At 72.3% G+C, this 23,619-nt stretch carries 17 protein-coding genes; 4 read left to right on the plus strand and 13 right to left on the minus strand.

Going from position 1 to position 23,619, the window contains the following annotated elements:
- Positions 1 to 52: 52 nt before the first annotated feature.
- Both EOE48_RS15700 and EOE48_RS15705 read right to left on the minus strand, forming a co-directional pair.
- Complete coding sequence (locus tag EOE48_RS15700; RefSeq protein WP_127730750.1) at positions 53 to 3,220, minus strand: efflux RND transporter permease subunit; 3,168 nt, start codon at positions 3,218 to 3,220, stop codon at positions 53 to 55.
- Between the two features lie 8 nt (positions 3,221 to 3,228).
- Positions 3,229 to 4,350 (minus strand): efflux RND transporter periplasmic adaptor subunit, encoded by a 1,122-nt coding sequence (locus tag EOE48_RS15705; protein WP_246154457.1) that lies wholly within the window; start codon positions 4,348 to 4,350, stop codon positions 3,229 to 3,231.
- A gap of 264 nt (positions 4,351 to 4,614) precedes the next feature.
- Between EOE48_RS15705 and EOE48_RS15710 the strand changes: the two genes are divergently transcribed.
- Positions 4,615 to 5,706, plus strand: coding sequence for a sensor histidine kinase (locus EOE48_RS15710; protein ID WP_127730754.1), 1,092 nt, complete (start codon positions 4,615 to 4,617; stop codon positions 5,704 to 5,706).
- Positions 5,694 to 6,419 (plus strand): LytR/AlgR family response regulator transcription factor, encoded by a 726-nt coding sequence (locus EOE48_RS15715; RefSeq protein ID WP_127730756.1) that lies wholly within the window; start codon positions 5,694 to 5,696, stop codon positions 6,417 to 6,419. Before EOE48_RS15710 ends, EOE48_RS15715 begins: the two co-directional genes overlap by 13 nt.
- Before the next feature lie 211 nt (positions 6,420 to 6,630).
- Here EOE48_RS15715 and EOE48_RS15720 read toward each other — a convergent pair whose 3' ends face one another.
- Positions 6,631 to 6,840: a hypothetical protein gene (locus EOE48_RS15720; protein WP_127730758.1), complete on the minus strand. Its 210-nt coding sequence runs from the start codon at positions 6,838 to 6,840 to the stop codon at positions 6,631 to 6,633.
- Between the two features lie 208 nt (positions 6,841 to 7,048).
- On the opposite strand from EOE48_RS15720, the gene EOE48_RS15725 reads away from it, so the two are divergent.
- A complete protein-coding gene (locus tag EOE48_RS15725) occupies positions 7,049 to 8,512 on the plus strand; it encodes an 8'-apo-carotenoid 13,14-cleaving dioxygenase (RefSeq protein ID WP_127730760.1) in 1,464 nt (487 codons plus the stop codon).
- A gap of 29 nt (positions 8,513 to 8,541) precedes the next feature.
- On the opposite strand, the gene EOE48_RS15730 is transcribed toward EOE48_RS15725, so the two are convergent.
- Positions 8,542 to 9,177: a class I SAM-dependent methyltransferase gene (locus tag EOE48_RS15730; RefSeq protein ID WP_127730761.1), complete on the minus strand. Its 636-nt coding sequence runs from the start codon at positions 9,175 to 9,177 to the stop codon at positions 8,542 to 8,544.
- A 249-nt stretch (positions 9,178 to 9,426) separates the two neighbouring features.
- Here EOE48_RS15730 and EOE48_RS15735 point away from each other — a divergent pair, with 249 nt between their 5' ends.
- The gene (locus EOE48_RS15735; protein ID WP_127730762.1) at positions 9,427 to 11,475 is read left to right on the plus strand and encodes a YgiQ family radical SAM protein; all 2,049 of its coding nucleotides are present in this window, start codon (positions 9,427 to 9,429) and stop codon (positions 11,473 to 11,475) included.
- A gap of 115 nt (positions 11,476 to 11,590) precedes the next feature.
- Here the strand turns inward: EOE48_RS15735 and EOE48_RS15740 are convergent, their stop codons facing one another.
- The 9 genes from EOE48_RS15740 to EOE48_RS15780 form a co-directional block, all read right to left on the minus strand.
- Entirely contained in the window at positions 11,591 to 13,450 is a 1,860-nt protein-coding gene (locus EOE48_RS15740) for an ABC transporter ATP-binding protein (protein ID WP_246154455.1), read from the minus strand.
- 175 nt (positions 13,451 to 13,625) lie between these two features.
- Positions 13,626 to 14,339, minus strand: coding sequence for an ABC transporter ATP-binding protein (locus EOE48_RS15745; RefSeq protein WP_127730764.1), 714 nt, complete (start codon positions 14,337 to 14,339; stop codon positions 13,626 to 13,628).
- Positions 14,336 to 15,088 (minus strand): ABC transporter ATP-binding protein, encoded by a 753-nt coding sequence (locus EOE48_RS15750; protein WP_127730766.1) that lies wholly within the window; start codon positions 15,086 to 15,088, stop codon positions 14,336 to 14,338. Before EOE48_RS15750 ends, EOE48_RS15745 begins: the two co-directional genes overlap by 4 nt.
- The gene (locus tag EOE48_RS15755; protein ID WP_127730768.1) at positions 15,081 to 16,034 is read right to left on the minus strand and encodes a branched-chain amino acid ABC transporter permease; all 954 of its coding nucleotides are present in this window, start codon (positions 16,032 to 16,034) and stop codon (positions 15,081 to 15,083) included. The genes EOE48_RS15750 and EOE48_RS15755 overlap by 8 nt, the downstream gene beginning before the upstream one ends.
- Positions 16,035 to 16,898 (minus strand): branched-chain amino acid ABC transporter permease, encoded by an 864-nt coding sequence (locus EOE48_RS15760; RefSeq protein ID WP_127730771.1) that lies wholly within the window; start codon positions 16,896 to 16,898, stop codon positions 16,035 to 16,037.
- A 551-nt stretch (positions 16,899 to 17,449) separates the two neighbouring features.
- The gene (locus tag EOE48_RS15765; RefSeq protein ID WP_210249575.1) at positions 17,450 to 18,664 is read right to left on the minus strand and encodes an ABC transporter substrate-binding protein; all 1,215 of its coding nucleotides are present in this window, start codon (positions 18,662 to 18,664) and stop codon (positions 17,450 to 17,452) included.
- On the minus strand, positions 18,661 to 19,821 hold the full coding sequence (locus tag EOE48_RS15770; RefSeq protein ID WP_127730773.1) for an NADH:flavin oxidoreductase/NADH oxidase: 1,161 nt from the start codon (positions 19,819 to 19,821) through the stop codon (positions 18,661 to 18,663). Before EOE48_RS15770 ends, EOE48_RS15765 begins: the two co-directional genes overlap by 4 nt.
- A gap of 54 nt (positions 19,822 to 19,875) precedes the next feature.
- Positions 19,876 to 21,555 carry a hydantoinase B/oxoprolinase family protein gene (locus EOE48_RS15775; protein WP_127730775.1) on the minus strand — a complete coding sequence of 560 codons (1,680 nt, stop codon included), beginning with the start codon at positions 21,553 to 21,555 and terminating at the stop codon, positions 19,876 to 19,878.
- The gene (locus EOE48_RS15780; RefSeq protein ID WP_127730777.1) at positions 21,552 to 23,570 is read right to left on the minus strand and encodes a hydantoinase/oxoprolinase family protein; all 2,019 of its coding nucleotides are present in this window, start codon (positions 23,568 to 23,570) and stop codon (positions 21,552 to 21,554) included. The genes EOE48_RS15775 and EOE48_RS15780 overlap by 4 nt, the downstream gene beginning before the upstream one ends.
- Positions 23,571 to 23,619: the final 49 nt, after the last annotated feature.

A 23,619-nucleotide genomic window follows, 5' to 3' on the forward strand; every position in this document is an offset into this window, starting at 1 on the left:
CTTGGGGTGCGTTCCGGCGCCGAAGCGCCCGGCGCGCCTCGGGATGCGGCGGTCAATGCCGGTCGTGGCCCGGCTCGGGCACGAGCGCCGGCGTGCGGCCGCGCTGGCGCCATTCCTCGAAGCGTTGCAGCACGACGTAGAACGAGGGCACGAACAGGACCGCGAGGCAGGTCGAGGCGATCATCCCGGAGAACACCGCGATGCCGATCGACTTGCGGGCCGCCGCCCCGGCGCCCGACGCGGTCACCAGCGGCACCACGCCGAGGATGAAGGCGAACGAGGTCATCAGGATCGGGCGGAAGCGCATCCGCGCCGCCTCGAGGGCGGCCTCCGTGATCGCCATGCCGGCGATGCGGCGCTCGCGGGCGTATTCGACGATCAGGATCGCGTTCTTGCTCGACAGCGCGATGAGCAGGATCAGGCCGATCTGCGTGTAGAGGTTGTTGGCGACGTGCAGCCCGAGCAGCGTGCCGGCGGTGCCGAGCAGCGCCAGCGGCACCGCCAGCAGCACGGCGAAGGGCAGGATCCAGCTCTCGTACTGGCCGGCCAGCACGAGGTAGACCAGCAGGATCGCGAGGCCGAACACGAGGTAGATCTGCGCGCCGACCGCCTTCTCCTGGTAGGACATCGCCGTCCAATCGAAGCCGGTGCCCCGCGGCAGGTCGCGCTCGGCCACCTGCTCCATCAGGTCGAGGGCCTGCCCCGAGCTGAAGCCGGGGCTCGCGGCGCCGACGATCGTGGCCGACGGGTAGAGGTTGTAGAGGCCGATCAGCGACGGGCCGACGACCGTCTTCACCTCGACCAGGGTGCCGAGCGGCACCATCGCGCCGTTGCCGGCCCGGACCTTGAGGCCGGCGATGTCCTCCGGGCGCAGGCGGGACTCGGGTGCGGCCTGGAGGTAGACCTGGAAGGTGCGGCCGAACTTGTTGAACTGCGTCACGTAGGATGAGCCGACATAGCCCGAGAGGGTCGAGAAGACCTGTCCCACCGTGACCCCGAGCGCCTCGGCCTTGACCCGGTCCACCGCGACCGAGAGCTGGGGCACCCCGGCGCGGAACGAGGTGTTGAGCCGCTGCAGGCCGGACTGGGTGCCGGCATCGGCGACGATCTTGCGCGCGAGGCGCTCCAGCAGCGTGTAGTCGAAATTGCCGTCGCGCAGCTCGACCTGCATGGTGAAGCCGCTCGCGTTGCCGATGCCCTGGATCGGCGGCGGCACCAGCACGATCGTCGTCGCGCCGTCGATCGCGGCCAGACTCACGGTGAGGCGGTCGTAGAGGCTGCGCAGGTCCTGGCCCGGCTGCTTGGCGCGCGCGTCCCAGTCCTTCAGCACGACGTAGGCCACGCCGGCATTGGTCAGGCTGGCGTTGTTGTCGAGCGCCGAGACGCCGCTGATGGCGAGGACCGTCTCGACGCCGGGCGTGCCGCGGGCGAGGGCGATGATGCGCTGCATGACGGCGTCCGTGCGCTCCTTCGAGGCGCCGTCGGGGAGCTGCGCCCCGATCAGGACGTAGCCCTGGTCCTCGGTCGGCAGGAAGGCGGTCGGCAGGCGCGTCAGGCCCCAGCCGGCCAGCCCGATCAGCACGAGGGCGAGCGCGACCGTCGCGGCCGAGGCCCGCAGCATGCGGGCGATCAGCGCGACGTAGAGCCGCTCGGCCCCGCCATAGACCCGGTTGAAGCCGCGGTAGACGACGTTGCGCTGCTCGGGCGGCGTCGGCCGCCGGAGCCAGAGGGCGCATTGCGTGGGTTTCAGGGTGGCGGCGTTGATCGCGCTGATGAGGGCGGTCGCCGCGATGACGAGGGCGAATTGCCGGAAGAGCTGCCCGGTCAGGCCCGGCAGGAAGGCGGCCGGGATGAACACCGACATCAGCACGAGGGTGATGCCGATGATCGGGCCGAACAGCTCCTCCATCGCCTTCTCGGCCGCCTCGCGCGGCGACAGGCCCCGCTCGATGTGGTGCGTCACGCCCTCGACGATCACGATGGCGTCGTCGACCACGATGCCGATGGCGAGCACGATGGCGAACAGGGTCGAGAGGTTGACCGTGAAGCCGAGCGCCGCCATCGCCGCGAAGGTGCCGATCAGCGTCACCGGCACCGTCGTCGCCGGAACCAGCGTCGCCCGCCAGTCCTGGAGGAAGATCAGGATGACGAGGAGCACGAGGACGGCCGCCTCGAACAGCGTGGTGTAGACCTCGTCGATCGAGGCCTGGACGAACCTAGTGGTGTCGAAGGGGATCCCGTGGACGAGCCCGGGCGGGAAGGCGCGGGCGAGTTCCTCCATCCGCGCCCGCACCGCCCCCGCGACGGCGATCGCGTTGGCCTCCGGCAACTGGTAGATGCCGATGCCCGCGGCCGGCTTGCCGTCGAGGGTGAAGGACTGGCTGTAGGTCTGGGCGCCGAGCTCGACCCGCCCTACGTCGGACAGCCGGGTGATCCGCCCGCCGTCCTGGGCGTCGGCCTTCAGGACGATCCGCTCGAAGTCCGGCGCGTCGTTGAGCCGGCCGCTCACGTTGAGCGTGTACTGGAAGTCCTGGCCCGCCGGGGTCGGGGGCGTGCCGATCGCGCCGGCCGCCACCTCCTGGCTCTGCTGGCGCACGATGTCGATCACGTCGGACGGCGTCAGGCCGCGCGCCTGGAGCAGGTCGGGGTCGAGCCAGATCCGCATCGCGTACTGGCCGGCGCCGAGGACGCTGACGCTGCCCACGCCGGGCAGGCGGGCGAGCTCGTTCTGGACGTTGATGACGCCGTAATTCGACAGGAACAGGCTGTCGTAGCGGCCGTCCGGCGACGACAGGGTCACGAATTGCAGGATCGCGGTCGACTTCTTCTGCGTCGTGACGCCCTGGACCTGCACCGCCTGGGGCAGCGACGCCATCGCGATGGCGACCCGGTTCTGCACCAGCACCTGCGCCTGATCGGCGTCGGTGCCGATCGCGAAGGTGACGGTGAGCGTGTAGGTGCCGTCGCTGGCGCTCGTCGACTGCATGTAGAGCATGCCCTGGACGCCGTTGACCTGCTGCTCGATCGGCAGCGCGACGGTGTCGACGACGGTCCGGGCGCTGGCGCCGGGATAGCGGGTGGTCACCTGCACGGTCGGCGGGACCACGTTGGGGTACTGCGCCACCGGCAGGCCGTAGAGGGCGACGGCGCCGATCAGCACCATCACGATCGCCAGCACGTTGGCGAGGACCGGCCGCTCGATGAAGAAGCGCGAGATCATGGCCGGGCTCAGCGCTGCGAGGGGTCGGCGGGGCGCGGCCCTGCGGCGGGGGGCGCCGGGTTGCGCACCGGCGTCACCCTGGTGCCGGGAATCGCCCGCTGGATCCCGTCCGTCACCACCCAGTCGCCGGGCTGGAGACCGGACTCCACCACGCGGTCGCGGCCCTCGCGCGGCCCGAGCGTCACCGGCCGCTGGACGACCGTGCCGTCGTCGCCGACGACGAGGACATAGGCGCCCTGCTGGCCGGTGCCGATCGCGTCGTCGCGCACGAGCAGCGCCGTCTCGGTCCGCCCGACCGGGACCCGCACGCGCACGAACAGCCCGGGCACGAGGCGGCGATCGGCGTTGGCGAGGCGGCCGCGGGCCAGCAGCGTGCCGGTCGAGGGATCGACCTGCGGCGACACGTAGTCGAGATGGCCGACATGCGGGTAGCCGGTCTCGGTCTGGAGGCCGATCTCCACCGGGATGCGCGCGAGATCGCCGAGGGTGCTGCCGCTCGCGGCGAGCGCCTGCTTGACCTGCAGCACCTGCTGCTCGCTGACGTTGAAATAGACGTAGAGCGGGTCGATCTGCACGATCGTGGCGAGCTTGGTCGGCCCGCCGACGCCGACGAGCGCGCCGACATCCACGAGGTGGTTGGTGACGATGCCGTCGAACGGCGCCAGGACCTGGGTGTAGCCGAGGTTGATCTGCGCCTGCTTGAGGTTGGCCTGCGCCTGCGTGACGCCGGCGATGGCCTGATCGAGGCGGGACTTGGAATCGTCGACGCGGGCCTGGGACGCGAACTCGGATTTCCCGAGGGTGGCCTGCCGCTGGTACTCGGCCTGGCTGTTGATCCGGGCCGCCTCCTGGGCCGCCAGGGCGCCCTGGGCCTGCTGGAGCTGCGCGTCGTAGGTGTCGCGCTGGATCGAGAACAGCGGCGTGCCGCGGGTGACGGTGGCGCCGTCGGTGTAGGAGATGCCGGTGAGATAGCCCTGGATCCGCGCCTCGAGATCGACGGTGGCGAAGGCTTTGGTGTTGCCGGTCAGCTCGAAGTAGCGCGTCACCGGCCGCTGCGCCGGCTGGGCCACCTGGACCACCGGCGGCGGCGGCGGCACGTACTGGTTGCCCTCCTGGCAGCCGGCGACCAGGGCCGCGAGAGCGCCGGCGACGAGTCCGGCGAGGGGGGTGACGGGGCGGGAGGAAGGCTTGGCACGCGGCACGGTCGAATCGCCCCACAGCTACTGGTCAAGCTGTTCGCCCATCCGCGGGATCGCGGGCCAGCGCTTTGCGACGAAACGGGCAGATTCCACGACGAACCGGGCAGCGCGAGATCGGCAGGTTACAGCCTCAGGTTGGCGTGATTTGATCGCCGGCAAGGTGCAGACACGGCGACGGCCGGCACGGGGGAGGGAATGGCGGTCGAACGCGAGCGTGTGCGGTTCCCCGACTTCTGGCAGGCCGACCTCGTCGGTCTCGCCCTGCTCCTCTCCGTGAGCATCGTCCTGCGCCTGCCGCTCTACGGCGACGCCGGGGCCGCCGTCACGATCGCGGTCGCGGCCGACCCTGCCGCCCTCATGGCCGCCGTCGTCCTGCGCCGCCGGCTGACGCGGCCGAGCGCGGCGTTGCGCGGCGGGCTGCCGCGGGACCTCGTCGTCGCGAGCCGGCTCGTCCTGCGCTGCGTCGTCGCGGCCGTGCTCCTCGCCGCCTGGGTCCGCCTCGTCTGCCTGTGGGGCGGGTGGAGCACGCAGCACGGGGCGGCGTGGCAGCCCTGGCTCACGTCCATCGGCTTCTACGCGATCGTGCTCCTCATCTGGACCCTGGCCTATCTGTGGTGGCACGCGCGGGAACTGGCCCAGGCGGCGCAGCGGCGGGCGGCGCAGGCCGAGACCGAGGCCCTGCGGCTCGAACTCACCCATCTGCGCCAGCAGCTCGACCCGCACTTCCTGTTCAACGCCCTCAACGGCATCGCCGCCGAGATCCCGGCCCATCCCGAGGCCGCGACCGCGATGGTGTGCGAGCTGGCGGACTACCTGCGCTACTCCCTCGAACAGCGCGACAGGGCCGTGACGCCCCTGCGCCGGGAGATCGAGGCGGTCGATTGCTACATGGCGATCCAGAAGGCGCGGTTCGGGCCGGGCCTGCGCTACGTCGTCGAGGCGGACGAGGCAGCCCGGAGCATGCTCACGCCGAGCTTCCTGCTCCAGCCCCTCGTGGAGAACGCGATCAAGCACGGCCTCGCCGAGGGACGCGAGCCGCGCAAGGTCCACATCGCGGCCCGGTCGGGCCCCGACGGGCTCGCGCTCAGCGTCTCCAATCCCGGCCGTCTCGACCCGCACTGGCGCACCAAGGGCTGTCCCGGCGTCGGGCTGGCCGTGCTGCGGCGGCGCCTGGAGCTGCTGTACCCGCACGGACACCGCTTCGATCTCCGGCAGGTCCGCGGCGACGTCGTGGCCGAGCTGAACCTGCCCGAGCTGAACCTGCCCGGGTCGCCATGCTCCGCCTGATCGTGGTCGACGACGAGGCGCTGGCCCGCCAGCGCCTGCGCGACCTCCTGGACGGGCAGGCGGACGTCGCGCTCGTCGGCGAGGCCGGGAGCGTGTCGGACGCCGTCCGGCTGATCACGCAGGAGCGGCCGGACGGCGTGCTGCTCGACATCGAGATGGCGGACGGAACCGGGTTCGACGTCGTGCGCCGCCTCGCCGACCCGCCCTCCATCGTCTTCGTCACCGCCTATTCGCACCACGCCGTCGACGCCTTCGGCGTGCGGGCCGTCGACTATCTCCTGAAGCCGGTGCGCCAGAGCCGGCTGGAGGAGGCGCTGCGCCGCCTGCACGCCGCGATCCGGCCGGCCGAGCCGCGGATCCCCGACACCATTCCCGCCATGTTCCACATGCGGCTGTCCGGAGGCACCCTGTCGGTCCTGCACGACGCGATCGTGTTCCTCGGTGCCGAGCGCGACTACACCCGCATCGTCGTCGAGGGCCGCCCGCCGCTGCTCGTCCGGCAACCGCTCGGCCGCAGCGCGGCGGAACTCCCCGACACGACGTTCCGCCGCCTCGGGCGCTCCCTCGTGGTGAACCTCGCCCGTCTGCGCGAAGTCGACCAGAAATCCCGCGATACGACGTGGATCCGCCTCGCGGGGTGGGATCAGGCCGTGGTGCTCGGCCGCGCCGCGTCCGAGGACCTGCGCCGCATCCTGTCCCCGTCGAAGAAATGATCGGCTCCGGGCCGTCCGCAGCCGGTCCCGTCCGGATCGTGCGGCCGAGGCCGGATCGCGATCCGGGAGGTCGGACCCGGACGGCGATCGCGTTGCGGGGCGCCCCCGCGTCTGCTCGACCCGGGCGACCGGCAGGACGGGGCCGGCCAGTTCGTCGTGCCGGCCGGTTCGCCTGGCCGGACAGGCCGGTGAGGTGGACCGCGTCCCGGCCCTATCGCAGCGTCGGCGATTCCCCGGGCTTCAGGTGGGGGTCCCCACCGTCCGGCCCGCCGAGGGCGACGTGATCGTTCAGGCGTCCGAGGTGTTCGAAGACGTGCTCGAAGGCGTTCGTGACCGCCTGCTCGAAGGAGCCGTCGCCCTTCCCGCCTGCGTCCCTGAGGGCACTGAGCAGGGCGCGGTGCTTTTCGGTATCCTCGGACATGTCGTCCTCCCGGCCGGCGGGAGCGCCGGCTCGGCAAGCCAATCGCCATGACCGATCCCGGTTCCTGCGCATCATCGACGACCGATGCGGCCATGCCTCCCCGCCGTGAGGTGAGCCGGGGCGCGTCGGCTCTCTCCGGCCGCCGGGGACCGGGCGGCCTTGCCGCGACGACCTCCTGGCCCGCCACCTGATCCGGGGATCGCCGCCCATGCCGAACCGTGTCCAGTCCGCCTTGCGCGCCGCCGCCGAGGCCGGCATCGGCCTGTGGGCGGCCTGCAACCGGCTGCGCCTGTCCGGAACGCCGAACCCCTTCGTGGTCGGCGTGCACGCGCCGATGCGCGAGGAACTGACGCTGGCGGACCTGCCGGTCACCGGGGCGATCCCGCCCGGGTTCGAGGGCCTCTACCTCAAGATGGGAGCGAATCCCGCCGGCCCGGCGACCCGGGGCCACGACTGGTTCCTCGGCGACGGCATGGTGCACGGCCTCGCGATCGAGGGCGGCCGTGCCGCGTGGTACCGCAACCGCTGGATCGGCTCGCGCCCCGCCGCCGCGGCGCTCGGGCGGCCCGCCGCCCCCGGGCCGCGGCGGGGCGGCAACGACACCGTCAACACCAACGTCGTCGCGATCGGCAGCCGGATCTTCGCCGTGGTCGAAGCCGGCAGCTACCCGGTCGAACTGTCGCGGACCCTGGAGGAGCAGCGCTACAACCCGTTCGACGGGACGCTCGCCGGCTCGTTCACCGGGCATCCGCACCACGACCCGCTGACCGGCGAGACCCACGCCATCGCGTATGACGGCCGGGTCTGGGACAGCGTCCGCCACGTCGTCGTCGCGCCGACCGGGCGGGTCGTGCGCGACAGGCCGGTCGCCGTCGAGCACGGCCCCTGCATCCACGACTGCGCGATCACGGCGCGCTTCGCGATCGTGCTCGACCTGCCGGTCACGTTCTCGCTCGGGGCGCTGCTGGCCGGCCACCGCTTCCCGTTCCGCTGGAACCCCGCCCACGGCGCGCGCGTGGGCCTGCTGCCCCGGCGGGGCGACGGCGCCGACATCCTGTGGTGCGAGGTCGAGCCCTGCTTCGTGTTCCACGTCGCCAACGCCTACGACGACGCGGACGGGCGGGTGATCCTCGACGTCGTCGCCTACGACACGGTGTTCACCGCGGCCGGGGGCGGGTTCGACGAGCCGGGCCGGCTCGAACGCTGGACGGTCGATCCGGCGGCGCGGCGGGTCGCGCGGCGGGTGCTCGACCCGACGCCGCAGGAATTCCCCCGCATCGACGAGCGGCGGTTCGGGCGGCGCCACCGCTACGCCTACACGGTCAGCGTCCCCGCCGACGGCAATACGCAGCTCGCCGGCGCGACCCGGATCTACAAGCACGACCTGGAGACGGGCGAGCGCCGCGTGCACGAGTTCGGCCCCGACCGCGTCCCGGGGGAGTTCGTGTTCGTACCGGCGCATCCCGGTGCCGGCGAGGACGAGGGCTGGCTCGTCGGGCTCGTCATCGACACCGCGACCGACACGACCGACTTCGCGATCCTCGACGCGAGGTCGTTCGAGGCGCCGCCCGTCGCCACGATCCGTCTCGGCCACCGGATCCCGCCGGGCTTCCACGGCAACTGGTTCCCGGCCCGGGCCACCGACCCGGATGGCGCCGGCGCGGGGCCGTGACGCTCGCGCCGGTCGGCGCACGCGGTTCCTCAGGCCGCGGCGGTCCAGCCGATCACCGCCGTCATCGGGTCGCCGGGGCCTCCCTCGGGCCTGAGGATGCAGCCTTCGAGGCGGGCGAAGCCGGCGCGGTCGAGATACAGACCGACGAGGTCGGTCCGTCCCGCGGCGTCGAGGCCGTGCCAGATCGCCACCGCCTTGGTCGGAAAGCAGCGGTTCGAATAGCTGACCACCACCGGCGAGCCGGGGCGCAGCACGCGGGCGACCTCGGACAGGACGGCCACGGGCCGCTGCAGGTATTGCACCGAGACGCAGATCAGCGCGGCGTCGACGCTGCCCGAGTCGAGCGGCAGCTCCGGTGCGGCGTTGAGGTCCTGCACGAAGTGCCGGGTCAGGCGCGGGTTGGCGGCGAGTTCCTCCGCGTTCAGGCCGTGGCCGACCACGCTGGCATAGGCGACCTCGTCCGGCAGGTGGCTGACCCAGCTCGACATCAGGTCGAGGACGTCGCCGCCCGCCGGGACGACCTCCCGGTAGAGGTCGGTCACCGCCGCGATCGCGGCGGCATCGATGTGGGTCACGAGGCGCGGCTCGGCGTAGAACAGCGGATCGGGATCGCGATCGAACTTCGCGAAGGCGTTGGGCGGCAGGTCCGGGAGTTCCTGGGTCATCGACGAGCCTGTCTCCGGTCCGGGGCGCGCGCCGGCCGCGGCACGACCCACGGGTCGAGGACGAGTGTAGGGAGCGCCCGGCGGCCTCCCAGTCCCGGCGTCCAAGGTGCCGCAGGCGGGGCGGGATCGGGCCGGCGTTCCGCGCCCGTCTCGACGCGCCGGCACGGTGCATGTCTTGAATACGGTCGAGGTTGTTGGCGCCTCGACCTTCGTTGAACTCGCGCGGCCGGTGGCCTATGCAGTCGCCCCATGGACCTCCGCGCTTCCACCGACCTCTCGCCGGCCCCCGCGCCTGCGTTGGCCTTCCGCTCGCCGCCCCTCGGGAAGGCGGCGCCGTTCCTGCCGATGAGCCGCGCCGAGATGGCGGCGCTCGGGTGGGACGCCTGCGACATCGTGCTGGTGACCGGCGACGCCTACGTCGATCATCCGAGCTTCGGCATGGCCATCATCGGCCGGCTGCTCGAAGCGCAAGGGTTCCGGGTCGGCATCATCGCGCAGCCCGACTGGCAGTCGGCGGAGCCGTTCCGGGCGCTCGGCAAGCCGACCCTGTTCTTCGGCGTCACCGGCGGCAACCTCGATTCGATGGTCAACCGCTATACGGCAGACCGGCGGCTGCGCCACGACGACGCCTACACCGCCGGCGGCGAGGGCGGAAAGCGGCCCGACCGCTCGACCATCGTCTACACGCAGCGCTGCCGCGAGGCCTACAAGGACGTGCCGATCGTGCTCGGCGGCATCGAGGCGTCGCTGCGCCGGATCGCCCACTACGATTACTGGTCGGACAAGGTGCGCCGCTCGATCCTGGCCGACGCCAAGGCCGACCTGCTGATCTACGGCAATGCCGAGCGGGCCGTGGTCGAGGTGGCCCACCGCCTCGCCGCCGGCGAGGCGCCGCGCGAGCTGGAATCGATCCGGGGCGTCGCCCTGTTCCGCCGGGTGCCCGGGCATTACACCGAACTGCCCGCCGACGACCTCGATTCCGCCGACGAGGCCGCCTCGCGCAAGCCGGGCGACACCGTGATCCGGCTTCCCGCCTACGAGGACGTGAAGGACGACAAGGAGGCCTATGCCCGCGCCTCGCGGGTGCTGCACCGGGAGGCCAATCCCGGCAACGCGCGCCCGCTCGTCCAGCGCCACGGCGACCGCGACCTGTGGCTGAACCCGCCGCCGATCCCGCTCACCAGCGACGAGATGGATGCGGTCTACGACCTGCCCTACGCCCGCGCGCCGCATCCCTCCTACGGCGACGCGAAGATCCCGGCCTGGGACATGATCAAGTTCTCGGTGACGATCATGCGCGGCTGCTTCGGCGGCTGCACCTTCTGCTCGATCACCGAGCACGAGGGCCGGGTGATCCAGAACCGCTCGGAGGGCTCGATCCTGCGCGAGATCGAGCAGATCCGCGACAAGACCCCGGGCTTCACCGGGGTGATCTCGGATGTCGGCGGGCCGACCGCCAACATGTACCGGATGGCGTGCAAGGACCCGAAGATCGAGGCGGCGTGCCGGCTGCCGTCCTGCGTCTTCCCGGACATCTGCCCCTACCTCAACACCTCGCACGACGACCTGATCCGGCTCTACCGCAAGGTGCGCGAGGTCGAGGGCGTCAAGAAGGTGATGGTGGCGTCGGGCGTGCGCTACGACCTCGCGGTCCGCAGCCCCGAATACGTCAAGGAACTGGTGACCCACCACGTCGGCGGCCGCCTCAAGATCGCGCCCGAGCACACCGAGCGCGGGCCGCTCGACCTGATGATGAAGCCAGGGATCGGCACCTACGACCGCTTCAAGGAGATGTTCGACGAGGCCGCCAGGCAGGCGGGCAAGAAGTACTATCTGATCCCGTACTTCATCGCGGCCCATCCGGGCACGACCGACGAGGACATGCTGCACCTCGCGTTGTGGCTCAAGAAGAACGACTACCGCGCCGATCAGGTGCAGACGTTCCTGCCCTCGCCCATGGCGACCGCGACCGCGATGTACCACACCGAGGTCAACACGCTGAAGGGCGTGCGGCGCGGCGGCAGCGAGCCGGTCGAGGCGATCAAGGGCCTGCGGCAGCGCCGGCTGCACAAGGCGTTCCTGCGCTACCACGACCCCGAGAACTGGCCGGTGCTGCGCGAGGCGTTGCGGGAGATGGGCCGGGCCGACCTCATCGGGCCGCGGCCGGACCAGCTCGTGCCGTTCTCGCAGCCGCCGGGAACCGGCGCGGGGGCCGGCAGGCCGGGAGGCCAGTCGCGACCCGCACACCATCCGGGCCGGCCGCGGTTCACCACCAAGGGCGTGCCGATCAGGAAGTGACCGCCACGGGTCTCTAGAGCACCTCACGATCGCGCTGCAATCGCGAAGCTCTCTAGGTCTTTGATTTTGCCGCATTTCCTTCGACGAACCGGTATCCACTTCGTCGGAAAATGCTCTAGCGGTAGGCCGCCGCCTGCAGCTCGAACAGCTCGGCGTAGCGGCCGCCGGTGCGGATCAGGTCCTCGTGCGTGCCGGCCTCCTGCACCCGGCCGTCGCCGAGCACGACGATCCGGTCGGCGCGGCGCACGCTCGAGAAGCGGTGCGAGATCAGGAGCGCGGTGCGCCCCTGCGCGAGTCCGCGAAAGCGCGCGAACACCTCGGCCTCGGCGCGGGCGTCCAGGGCCGCGGTCGGCTCGTCCAGCACCAGCACCTCGGAGTCGCGCATGTAGGCGCGGGCGATCGCGAGCTTCTGCCACTCGCCCCCGGACAGGTCGACCCCGTCGTCGAAGCGCCGCCCCAGCCGCTGGCCGTAGCCCGCCGGCAGCCGCGCCACCACGGCGTCGGCCAGTCCGCGCGCCGCCGCGCCCGCGATGCGAGCGGCATCCGCCCGCTCGGCGATGCGCCCGACCGCGATGTTCTCGCCCGCCGTGAAGTCGAAGCGGACGAAGTCCTGGAAGATCACGCCGATGCGGGTCCGCAGGATGTCGGGGTCGTAGTCGCGCAGGTCCCGCCCGTCGAGCAGGATGCGCCCCTCGGTCGGGTCGTAGAGCCGCGCCAGAAGCTTGACGACCGTGGTCTTGCCGCTGCCGTTCTCGCCCACCAGCGCCACCACCTCGCCGGCCCGGATGGTCAGCGACAGGTCGCGCAGGGCCCAGCGTTCCGCCCCGGGATAGCGGTAGCCCACCGCCTCGAACACGAAGCCGTCGCGGATCGGCGTCGGGAACGGCGCGGGATGCGCGGGCGCGCGCAGGCGCGGCGCGAGCGCCAGGAACGCGAACAGGTCGTCGAGGTACTGCGCCTGTCCCGAGAGCTGCGAGAGGCCGAGCAGCAGCCCCTCGACGAGGCCGCGCAGGCGCAGGAAGGCGCCGGTCAGGAACGTGAGGTCGCCGAGCGTGATCGCCCCGGTGGCCGCCCGCAATGCGATCACGAGGTAGGCGAGATAGTAGGCGAGCGTGCCGAGGCTGGCGAAGAGCCCGCCCGCGACGGCCCGGCGCCGCGCGAGCCGGGTGTTCTCGCGCAAAGCCCGGTCGGCGAGCCGGCCGAAGCGCTCGGCGAGGTAGCCGCTGAGGCCGAAGAGCTTGATCTCCTTGGCGCTCTCGGCCCCGGCCCCGAGCTGGCGCATGTAGTCGCCCTCGCGCCGCTCCGGCGAGCGCTGGTAGGCGAGGCGGTAGCCCTGGCGGTTGAAGTGGAGCTCGTTGAGGAAGGCCGGGATCAGGGCCAGCACCAGCAGGACGACGAGCCAGGGCAGGAACGCGACGACGGCCACCGCCAGGGACAGCGCCGTGAGGCCGTCCTGGAGCTGGCCGAGGAGCTGGCCCATCAGGTTCCCGCGCCACGCCACCTGCCGCCGGGCGCGCTCCAGCCCGTCCTGCACCGCCGGGTCCTCGAACTGGGCGAGATCGAGGGCCGCGGCATGCGCCATCAGCCGGAGCGTGATGGCGTTGCCGGTCATCTCGGCCAGCACCCCGTCGACGAGGCCGGTCGCGCGCCCGAGCAGGTCGGAGGCGAGGGCGAGCGCCAGTTCGGCCCCGATCAGCAGCGCCACCTGCCGCAGCACCGGACTGGCGACCCAGTCCGAGGCGGTCGCCAGCGCGGCGACATCGCCCCGCCCGGCCACGACCGCGTCGACGACGAGCTTGGCGACGTAGAGCGTCAGCGCCGGCACCGCCCTGCGGGCGATGCGCAGCCCGATGCCCAGCAGCGTCAGGGTGCGGCTCGTCGCCCAGGCGAGCCGGAACAGGGCCGGGAGGTGCCGGAGCGGACCGATCCGTGCCGCGGCCGCATTGCGAAGCCGCTCAATGGGTGATGGAGGCAAAACGCGCTGCGCGCCGCGTCGGCGCTCCCTGCTGTGTCGAGGGGACAACGAGCACGTCCCGGACCGCAGGGCCACTCGTCCGGAATGGCGACGGCACGCGGCATGGTGGCGCTCGCGATCGTCTGCCCCCGTCGTCCCGGTCGCAGGCGGCCTTCGGTGTGGCGCCGGTTTCCGCTCAGGCGTGTTCCAGCGTCAGGTGGCGGGCGCGCACGTCCTCGGCCGCCGCCAGCGCCGCGCCGTTCCCGGTCCAGACGATCCGGCCGGTATCGAGGATCGCCAGCCGGTCGGCGACGGCGGTGCAGACGGCGAGGCTCTGCTCGACGAGGAGGATCGACAGCCCAGTCGCCTTGAGACCGCCGAGGATCGCGACGAGCTGGTCGACGATCACCGGGGCCAGCCCCTCGGTCGGCTCGTCGAGGAGCAGCAGCCGCGGCCCGGTGACGAGGGCGCGGCCGATCGCCAGCATCTGCTGCTCGCCGCCCGAGAGCTTGCCGCCGGCGGTCCGGCGCCGGGCCGCGAGGGCGGGAAACAACTCCCAGATGCGCGCCACCGGCCAGGGCGAGCCGCGCCGGGCCGCGAGGGTCAGGTTCTCCTCGACCGTGAGGGTGGCGAAGATGCCGCGGTGCTCCGGCACCAGCGACAGGCCGCGGCGGGCGATGGCGTGGGAGGGCAGCCCGAGCACCGGCTCGCCGGCGAGCCGCACCTCGCCCTCGGCGCGGCCGAGGATCCCCGCGACGGCCCGCATCGTGGTGGTCTTGCCGACGCCGTTGCGGCCGAGCAGGGCGACGAGCTCGCCGTCGCCGACCGCGAGGTCGATGCCCTGCAGGATGTGGCTCTTGCCGTACCAGCCGTGGAGCCCGGTGACGGCGAGCATCGGGACGGCGCTCATGCGGTGCTCCCGAGATAGGCGGCGCGCACCTCCGGGTGGAGGCGGATGCCGGCCGGCGCGTCCTCGGCGATCTTGCGGCCGCGGGCCATGACGGTGATCCGGTCGGAGATGTCGAGCACGACGCTCATGTTGTGCTCGATCAGCAGCACCGCCATCTGGGCCCGCAGGGACAGGATCAGGTCCTTGGTCCGGTGGACGTCGTCGATGCCCATGCCGGCCAGCGGCTCGTCGAGGAAGATCATCTTCGGCCGGCCGGCCAGCGCCATGCCGATCTCCAGCGAGCGCTGGGCGCCGTGCGACAGGCCGCCGGCGCGCTCGTCGGCGCGGTCGGACAGGCCGATCCGCGCCAGCAGCTCCCCGACCTCGGCGCGGATGTCGGCGCGCCGGCCCGGGCCGCGCCAGAACACCCAGCCCTCCCCCGCCTCCCGCGCCTGCACGGCGAGCCGCAGGTTCTCGGCGACGGTGAGTCCGGCGAACAGGGCGGTGACCTGGAACGAGCGGCTCATGCCGTAATGGATGCGCCGGTGGACCGGGGCGCGGGTGACGGTGTGGCCGTCGAACACGATGCGCCCGCCGCTCGGGCGGCGCACCCCGGTCAGGGCGTTGAACAGCGTGGTCTTGCCGGCGCCGTTCGGGCCGATCAGGGCGTGGATCGTCCCCGGCCGCACCGACAGCGAGAAGCCCGACAAGGCCTGGAAGTCGCCGAAGCGGACGTCGATCGCCTCGGCGACGAGCAGCGGCTCAGCCACGGGCCGCCTCCCGGTGGCGCAGGGCCGCGATCCGCCCACCGACGCTCCACAGGCCGCCCGGCAGGAACAGCACGAGGCCGATCAGCAGGAGCGCGATCAGCGCCATCCAGCGCGGCCAGATCTCGGACAGCGCCTCGGACACGATCATGTAGAAGGCGGCGCCGGCGAGCGCCCCGCCCGGCGAGCCGACCCCGCCGATCAGCGCCATCACGAGGAGCCGCTGGCTCATCTCGAGGTCGGCGTCGCTCGGCGGCACGAAGCCGAGGAAGACGACGTGGAGCGCCCCCGCGAGCCCGGCGATGCCCCCGGCGAGGGCGAGGGCCGCGGTCTTGTAGCGGGCGACCGGGTAGCCGAGCACGGCGCAGCGCGGCTCGTTCTCGCGGATCGCCGCCAGCACGCTGCCGAACGGCGAGGCGACGAGGCGCTGCACCAGGAGGAACACCAGCAGGAAGGCCCCGGCCGAGAGGCCGTAGAGCGAGAGCGGGCCCTCGATCGGCAGGCCGAACAGGTCGAACCGGCGCGGCAGGCCCGACAGCCCGTTCTCGCCGCCGGTGACGTCCTTGAACGCCAGGGTCGCGAAATGCCCCATCTGGGCGAAGGCGAGCGTGAGCATGACGAAGTAGACGCCGTGGCGCCGCACGATGACGCTGCCGAGGAGCCCGGCCAGCGCCGCCGCGGCGAGCGTCGCGACGACGAGGGAGGGCACGAGCCCGAGCCCGGCATCGCGCAGGAGCAGCCCGCCGGCATAGGCGCCGAGCCCGAGATAGAGGCCCTGGCCGAACGACAGAAGGCCGATCGAGCCGAGGAGCAGCGTCACCGACAGGGTGCCGGTGGCGAAGATCGCGATCTGCACGGCGAGCGTCACCGGCACCAGGAACGGCAGCACCGCGAGCCCGGCGAGGACGACGGCACTGGAGAGGTCGGGGAAGCGGGGCATGTCGCGCATCTAGAGGCGTCCGAGCAGGCCGGCGGGCCGCAGCAGGATGACGAGCGCCATGGCGGCGTAGATCATGAGCTGCGCCCCTTCCGGCCACAGCGTGCTCATCAAGGACTGGATCAGGCCGATCAGCAGGCCGCCGACGAGGGCGCCCGACAGGGTGCCGAGGCCGCCCACCACCACGACCACGAAGGCGATGCCGAGGGCTTCCGAGCTCATGAACGGCTCGACGCCCCGCAGCGGCGCCGCCAGCACCCCCGCGAGGCCGGCGAGCGCCGCCCCGAGGGCGAAGGTCGCCATGAACACCCGGTCGACGTTGATGCCGAGCAGCCCGACCATCTCGGCGCTCTCCGAGCCCGCCCGCAGGATCGAGCCGAGGCGGGTGCGCTCGATGGCGACCCACAGCACCACCCCGACGAGCACCGCCGCCCCGACCACCGCGAGCCGGTAGGCCGGATAGACGTAGGGGCCGAGGAACACGATGCCGCTCAGGGCCTCGGGCACCGGCACGTTGTGGCCGAGCGGCGAGAACAGCAGGATGATGCCCTCCTGGATGATCAGCGCGACCGCGAAGGTGATGAGGATCTGCGATTCGTGCGGCAGCGCGTAGGTGTGGCGCAGCAGCGTGCGCTCGACGACGAGCGCGAGGGCCGCGACGAGGAGCGGCCCGAGCACCAGCGCCCACCAGAACGTCCCGGTCCACACCGCCACCGCGTAGGCGATGTAGGCGGCCGCCATGTAGAACGCCCCGTGGGCGAAGTTCACGAAGCGCAACAGGCCGAAGATCAGCGTCAGGCCGACCGACAGCAGGAAGTAGATCATCCCGATGCCGGTCCCGTTCAGGACCTGGAACAGCAGCAACTGGGCCGACATGCCGGATCGGGTCTCCTCGGGCAGGACGAGTTCCGCCTCGCTCGGGGCGGAGCGGGGCGGGGTGGGGCTGAGGTTGCAGGACGGGGTGGTCCGACGATCGTCTTAACTATCCAGCGGCTTCGCCGTCCTCCGCGGTGACGCGAGGGGCGGCCAGTCGATGAGCCGTCGTTTTTCCCGAGGGGCGGGGCTCTTCTCCTCTCCCCGCGGGCTCACCGCTGTCCGGGGAGATTTCCTTTTAGAATCGAGCGCGGGACCCCCTCTCCCGAGTGGGAGAGGGGTAGGGGTGAGGGTGGAGACGGTGCAGGAAGTGGCGTCCAGGGTCGATCTGCGCAGCTTAGCCGTTGAGGCGTAATTCTGAACCCCAGCCACCCTCGCCCCCGGCCCCTCTCCCACTCGGGAGAGGGGAGTTGCTCCACTTCTTTTCCCCGGACAGCCCTGCCGCAACCGGGGCGAGGAGGATGTCAACGATGCACCGTGCTCCTCATCCCGTTCGGTCACGGATCTCCTCGACGATCCGTCCGCATGCACGGACCGGCAGAGGCGCGTTCCACTCAGAGCGTCGCCGGCATCCGGCAGCCGGTCTTCTCCGGCGGCAGGAACGCCTTGGTCGCGGCCACGATGTCGATGAGGTCGTTCTTGTCCTTCATCGCGCTCTTCGCCTTGCCGCGCATCAGGTAATAGTCCTTGATGACCTGATGGTCCTCGGCCCGGATCGTCTCGGTGCCGGTCGGCCCCTCGTAGCTCAGCCCCTCCAGGGCCTGGATGATCGCCGGCACGTCGGTCGAGTTCGCCTTGTTGATGCCCTCGATCAGCACCTGGGCGACGGCGTAGCCGCAGGCGTGGAGGTAGTTCGGCACGTCGCCGGTCTTGGCCTTGACGATCTCGGCCACGCGCCGGCCGCCCGGGGTGTCGATCCCGTGCCAGAAGTTCGCGCCGAAATAGACGCCGTCGCAATTGTCCGGGCCGAGCGCCTGGAACTGGTCGAGGCCGGTCGACCACACCGCCAAGATCTTGGTGTTGCGCTTCATGCCGTAGCTGATCGCCTGGCGCACTACGTCGACGGTCTGGTTGCCGAAGTTGCAGATCGCCAGCACGTCCGGATTGGCCGACAGCGCGTTGGCGATGTAGCCGGAATACTCGCGGTCGGACAGCGAGTGGTAGCTGTTGCCGACGTGCTCGATGCCCTTCTCCTTGAAGATCTCCTTGCAGTTGGTGAGCAGGCTGTCGCCGAAGACGTACTGGCCGGTGATGGTGTACCAGCGCTTCGCCTTGGGGAACTGCTCGATCAGCGGGCGCACCGTGGCGTTGACGGCGCTGTAGGAGGCGACCGGCCAGCGGAAGCTCGACTTGTTGCAGTCCTTGCCGGTGATCTCGTCGGCGCCGGCCTCGTTGACGTAGACGCCCTTGCGGTTGAACACCTCGCGCTGGACCGCGAGCCCGATCGCCGAGTTGGTGCAGCCGATGACGTGGCGCACGCTGCGCTGGGTCATCGCGTCCTGCACCTTGCGCACCGCCTCGGCGGCGTCGCCGCGGTCGTCGAGCAGCAGGTAGTTCAGCTTGTGGCCGCCGGCCGTGCCGTACTGCTCGAACGCCCATTTCGAGCCGTCGTTGAGCGCCGCGCCGACATTGGCGAAGGTGCCCGACAGCGAATAGACCGAGGCGACGTCCAGCACGCTCTGCGCGTTGGCGCGCCGGATCAGGCCGGGCGCGGCGAGCGAGACCGGTGCGGCGGCCAGACCGGCCAGGATGTGTCTGCGGTTCATCATCGCGCTTGCCCTCCCGTCGATTCCGCCGGAACGCCGGCACGCGCCGCCCGCTCGCGCTTGTCGAGCCACCAGCCCCAGGACGGCGGCCAGCGCTCGAAGCGGTCGTCCACCCCGAGGGCGCGGGCCGCCCGCAGCGGCCAGTGCGGATCGTGCAGCGCCTCGCGCCCGATGGCGACGAGGTCGGCGCGCCCGTCGCGCACGGCGGCATCGGCGAAGTCCGGGGTGGTGATGAGGCCGACCGCCATGGTCGGCACCCCGGTCTCGGCCCGGATCCGCTCGGCGTAGGGAACCTGATAGCCCTCGGGCCGCCGGACCATCCGGGTCGTGGTGCGCTCGCCGAGGCCGCCGGAGGAGCAATCGACCACGTCGACCCCGGCCGGGCCGAGCCGGCGCGCCAGGGCGACCGACTCGTCGAGGCTCCAGCCGCCGGGCTGGTCGTCGACGCAGGACAGCCGCACCATCAGCGGCCGGTCGCCGGGCCATTGCGAGCGGACCGCCTCGACCACCTGGAGCAGCAGGCGGATGCGGCCGTCGAAATCCCCGCCCCAGGCATCGTCGCGCCGGTTGGCGAGCGGCGACAGGAACGAGTGCAGCAGGTAGCCGTGCGCCGCGTGGATGTTGAGGACCCGGAACCCCGCGGCGGCGGCGCGGCGCGCGGCCTGCGCGTAGTGCTCCAGCAGGCGGGCGATCCCGTCGGCGTCGAGCGCCACCGGGACGTGCCAGCCGGGATTGGCCGGGACCGCGCTCGCCGCGACCGTCGTCCAGGGCCGGTCGCCGCCGCCGTCGTGGAGCGGCGCGTAGCCCTCCCAGGGGCGCGAGACGCTGCCCTTGCGGCCGGCATGGATGAGCTGGGTGCCCGGCACGGCGCCCGAGCGCGCGATCTCCTCGACCAGCCCCGCCAGGGCCGGCACGTGGTCGTCCGACCAGACGCCGAGGTCGTGGCGCGTCACCCGGCCCTCGGGAACGACCGCCAGCGCCTCGGTGACGAGGAGGCCGGCGCCGCCGAGGGCGAGGCGGCCGTAATGCTGGCGGTGGAACCCGGTCGGCACGCCGTCGTCGCCGGCCATGTATTGCTGCATCGGCGAGATCACGATCCGGTTCGGGAGCGTGACGCCGCGCAGGGCGAGCGGGGCGAAGAGGTGCGGCGCGTCGGTCATCCGGCCCTCACGAGGTGGCGCGGCCGGGAGGATCCCGGCCGGTACGATGGGGGCCTACTCGGCCGCGGCGGGCAGCGAGGTCCAGGCGGCGGCGCGGGCCGCCGAGATGATCCCGTCCTCCTCGTCCCGGCGGATCCGCTCGGACGGGCGGGCGGCCGGGTCGCCGTAGCCGCCGCCGCCGCCGACCGCGATCGTCACGACGTCGCCGGGCCGCAGGTCGAGGGCGGTCTTCGACGGCAGGGCGATGACCTCGCCGTCGCGGCGCACCTCGCAGAAGCCGGTGGTGCCCGGCCCACCGCCGAACAGCCCGTCGGGCGCGCGCCGGAAGCGGTCGCTGTAGAGCGAGAGCCGCACGCCCTCCTGAAGGATCTCGTAGCGGCGCAGGAAGCCGAGCCCGCCGCGCTGGGCGCCCCCGCCGCAACTGTCCTGCCGCAGGGCGTATTCCACCACCCGGAAGAACGGAAAATCCTGGTCCAGGGCCTCGACCGGCGTGTTGGTGCAGTTCGACAGGGGCGAATCGACCGCGTCGCAGCCGTCCGACTCCGCCGCCGCGCCGTAGCCGCCGCCGAAGATCTCGAGATAGACCGACCAGCCGCGGTCGCCGAGGCGGGACAGCACCCCGACCGTGGTGGTGTCGAAGCCGCAGGCGATGACCTTCTCGGGGACCGCCTGCGCCAGCGCCTTCATCACGGCGTTCCAGGCCCGGAAGCTCGCCTCCATCCGGGCCCGTACCGGGGCCGGATGGTGGGGGTTGAGCAGGCTGCCCTTGGGCGCCGTGACGGTGACCGGGCGGGCCGAGCCGGCGTTGAACGGGATGTCGGGGCTCGTCAGCACGCCCTTGACGCAGGACAGGCTGGCCGAGACGGTGGCGGCGAACGGCACGTTGAGGTTGCGCCGCACCTGCGGGGCGGTGCCGGCGAAGTCGATGGCGATGCTGTCGCCCGAGACGGTGACGGTGGCCTTCACCGGCAGCGGCGCGTCGGAGATGCCGTCGTCGTCGACCGCGTCCTCGCCGTGATAGACGCCGTCCGGCACCGTGCGGATCGCCGCCCGCATCCGGGTCTCGGAATAGTCGAGCAGGGCCGCCATCACCGCCCGCAGGGTCGCGACGCCGTAGCGCCCGGCGAGTTCGGTGAGCCGCGCCGCGCCGATCGCGTTGGCGGCGATCTGGGCGTCGAAGTCGCCCATGGTCTGGTGCGGCACCCGGACGTTGGCGCGCAGGATGCGCTGGAAGGCGCCACCGTTCCAGTCGCGCGCCATGTTGAGCTTCACCGGCGGGATGATGAGCCCCTCGGAATAGACGTCGGTCGCCGCGGTGTTGAGGCCGGGATCGCCGCCCGAGATGTCGAGGTGGTGGGCGACCGAGGCCGAGAAGCCCAGCACCTCGCCCTCGAAGAAGATCGGGTGGAAGAAGAACACGTCCTGGAGGTGCTGCCCGCCGGAATAGGGATCGTTCATCACGAAGAAGTCGCCCTCGGCGAGGGTCTCCTTCGGGTAGAGGGCGAGCGCCGGCTGGATGACGTGGCCGATCGTGCCGAGCTGCATCGGGATCAGCTCGGCCTGGGCGATGGTGTTGCCGTCGGCGTCGAGCAGGGCGGCCGAGCCGTCCTGGGCCTCGCGCAGGACGGTGGAATAGGCCGAGCGCACGAGCTTGGCGCCCATCTCGCGGGCGGCCGAGACGATCGACTGGCTGATGACGGCGTAGTCGACGGGATCGAGGGACGAGGCGCTCATGCGGGGATCCGGGTCATGAGGAGGTTGCCGGCGTCGTCGCGGACCACGCGCCAGCCCGGCGGCAGCCACAGGGTCGAGCTGTAGCCCTCGACGAGGGCGCTGCCGTCGAGGGGCGCGCCGGGCCGGATCGCCGCGGCCTCGACGAGGCGGGCCGAGACCGGGCCGGAGGGCGTCCAGACGGTGATCGCGTCGCGGGTGGCGGCGCGGGACGGGCGCTCGCGGTTCTCCGGCAGGGCGTCGAGGCGCCGGCGCACGCCGAAGCGCAAGCCCACGATCTCGACCTGCCGCCCCGGCTCGCCGCCGTGGAAGTAGATGCGCCGGTGGGCGGCGTCGAAATCCGCCGCGAGGTCGGCGGCGCGCAAGCCCGGCAGGCGGGAGGGATCGACCGCGACCGGGATCTCGAACGCCTGCCCGACGAAGCGCATGTCGGCGGTGAGGTCGAAGTCGAGGCCGCCGCCGAGCCCGAGCGCCCGGAACTCGGTCTCGGCGCCGGCACGGAAGCGCGCGAACTCGTCGGCGAGCACCGGCGGCGCCTCGGCCGAGAGCGGCATCCGGCGGGTCAGGCCGGAGACCTTGACGTAGTCGGCCGAGAGCAGGCCGAGGGCGGAGACGACGCCGGGATTGGGCGGCACCAGCACCTCGGTGATGCCGAGTTCCTCGGCGATCTCGGCGGCCAGCAGCGGGCCGGCGCCGCCGAAGGGCAGCAGGGCGTAGCGGCGCGGATCGTGCCCGCGCTGGGTCGAGACGAGCTGGATCGCCCGCACGATGTTGGCGACGGCCAGCCGGATCGCCGCCGCGGCGGCGTCGCGCACCGACAGGCCGAGGCGGCCGGCGATCGGCTCGAAGGCGCGGTGGGCAGCGTCTGGGTCGAGGCGCATCGTGCCGCCCAGGAAGGCGTCCGGGCGGATCGTCCCGCGCACCAGATGGGCGTCGGTCACCGTCGGCTCGGTGCCGCCGCGGCCGTAGCAGGCCGGACCCGGCACCGCCCCGGCGCTGCGCGGGCCGACCCGCAGCATGCCGCCGTCGTCGATCCACACCAGGGAGCCGCCGCCGGCCCCCACCGTCGCGATGTCGAGGACCGGCGTGCGGATCGGCAGGCCGTCGACCTCCGTCTCGGGCGCGACCGAGGGCTCGCCGTCGACGACGAGGCAGACGTCGGTCGAGGTGCCGCCCATGTCGAAGGTGATGAGGTTGCGCCGGTCCGAGCGGCCCGCCTGCCGGATCGCCCCGACCACCCCGGCCGCCGGGCCGCTGAACAGGGCGGTGATCGAGTTGCGGCGCATCGCGGCGGCGGGCAGCCGGCCGCCGTTCGACTGCATGACGCTGAAGCCGCCCTTGAACCCGGCCGCGGCGAGCGTCGCCTCGAAGCGGTCGAGATAGCCGTCGATCACCGGCTGGACGTAGGCCGACAGCACGGTGGTCGAGGCGCGCTCGAACTCGCGGAACTCCCGGGCGATCTCGTGCGAGCAGGCGATCCGGGTGCCGGGCAGCCGCTCGGCGAGGAGGTCGCGCAGCCGCGCCTCGTGGACCGGCGCGGCGTAGGCCGAGAGCAGGCAGATCGCCACCGCCCCGTAGCCGCCCGCCGCCAGGGCGGGGACGAGGTCGGCGAGCACGGCCGCCTCGTCGAGGGGCGTCACCACGGCGCCGGCGGCGTCGAGCCGCTCGGTGACCTCGAAGCAGTCCCGGCGCCGCAGCGGCGGCGCGGGCTTGGCGTAGCGCAGGTCGTAGATGTTGCGCCGGCCGTGGCGCTGGAAGAACAGGATGTCGCGGAAGCCCCGGGTGGTGACGAAGGCCACCGCCGCGCCCTTGCGCTCGAGGATCGCGTTGGTGGCGACCGTCGAGCCGTGGACGAGGTCGGTGACGGCGGCCGGGTCGATGCCCGCCGCGGCGAGCGAGGCGAACGCCCCCTCGTCCGGACTGGCCGGCGTGCTCGGCACCTTCACGACCTCGACCCGCGTGCCGTCCACGGCGACGAGGTCCGTGAACGTCCCCCCGACTTCGATCCCGACCCGCATGCTGCGATCTCCGTCCTCGTGGACATGAAAGCAGGGCCCCGGTACGATT

This window comes from Methylobacterium oryzihabitans (genome assembly GCF_004004555.2).
In the GTDB taxonomy this organism is placed as follows: Bacteria; Pseudomonadota; Alphaproteobacteria; order Rhizobiales; family Beijerinckiaceae; genus Methylobacterium; species Methylobacterium oryzihabitans.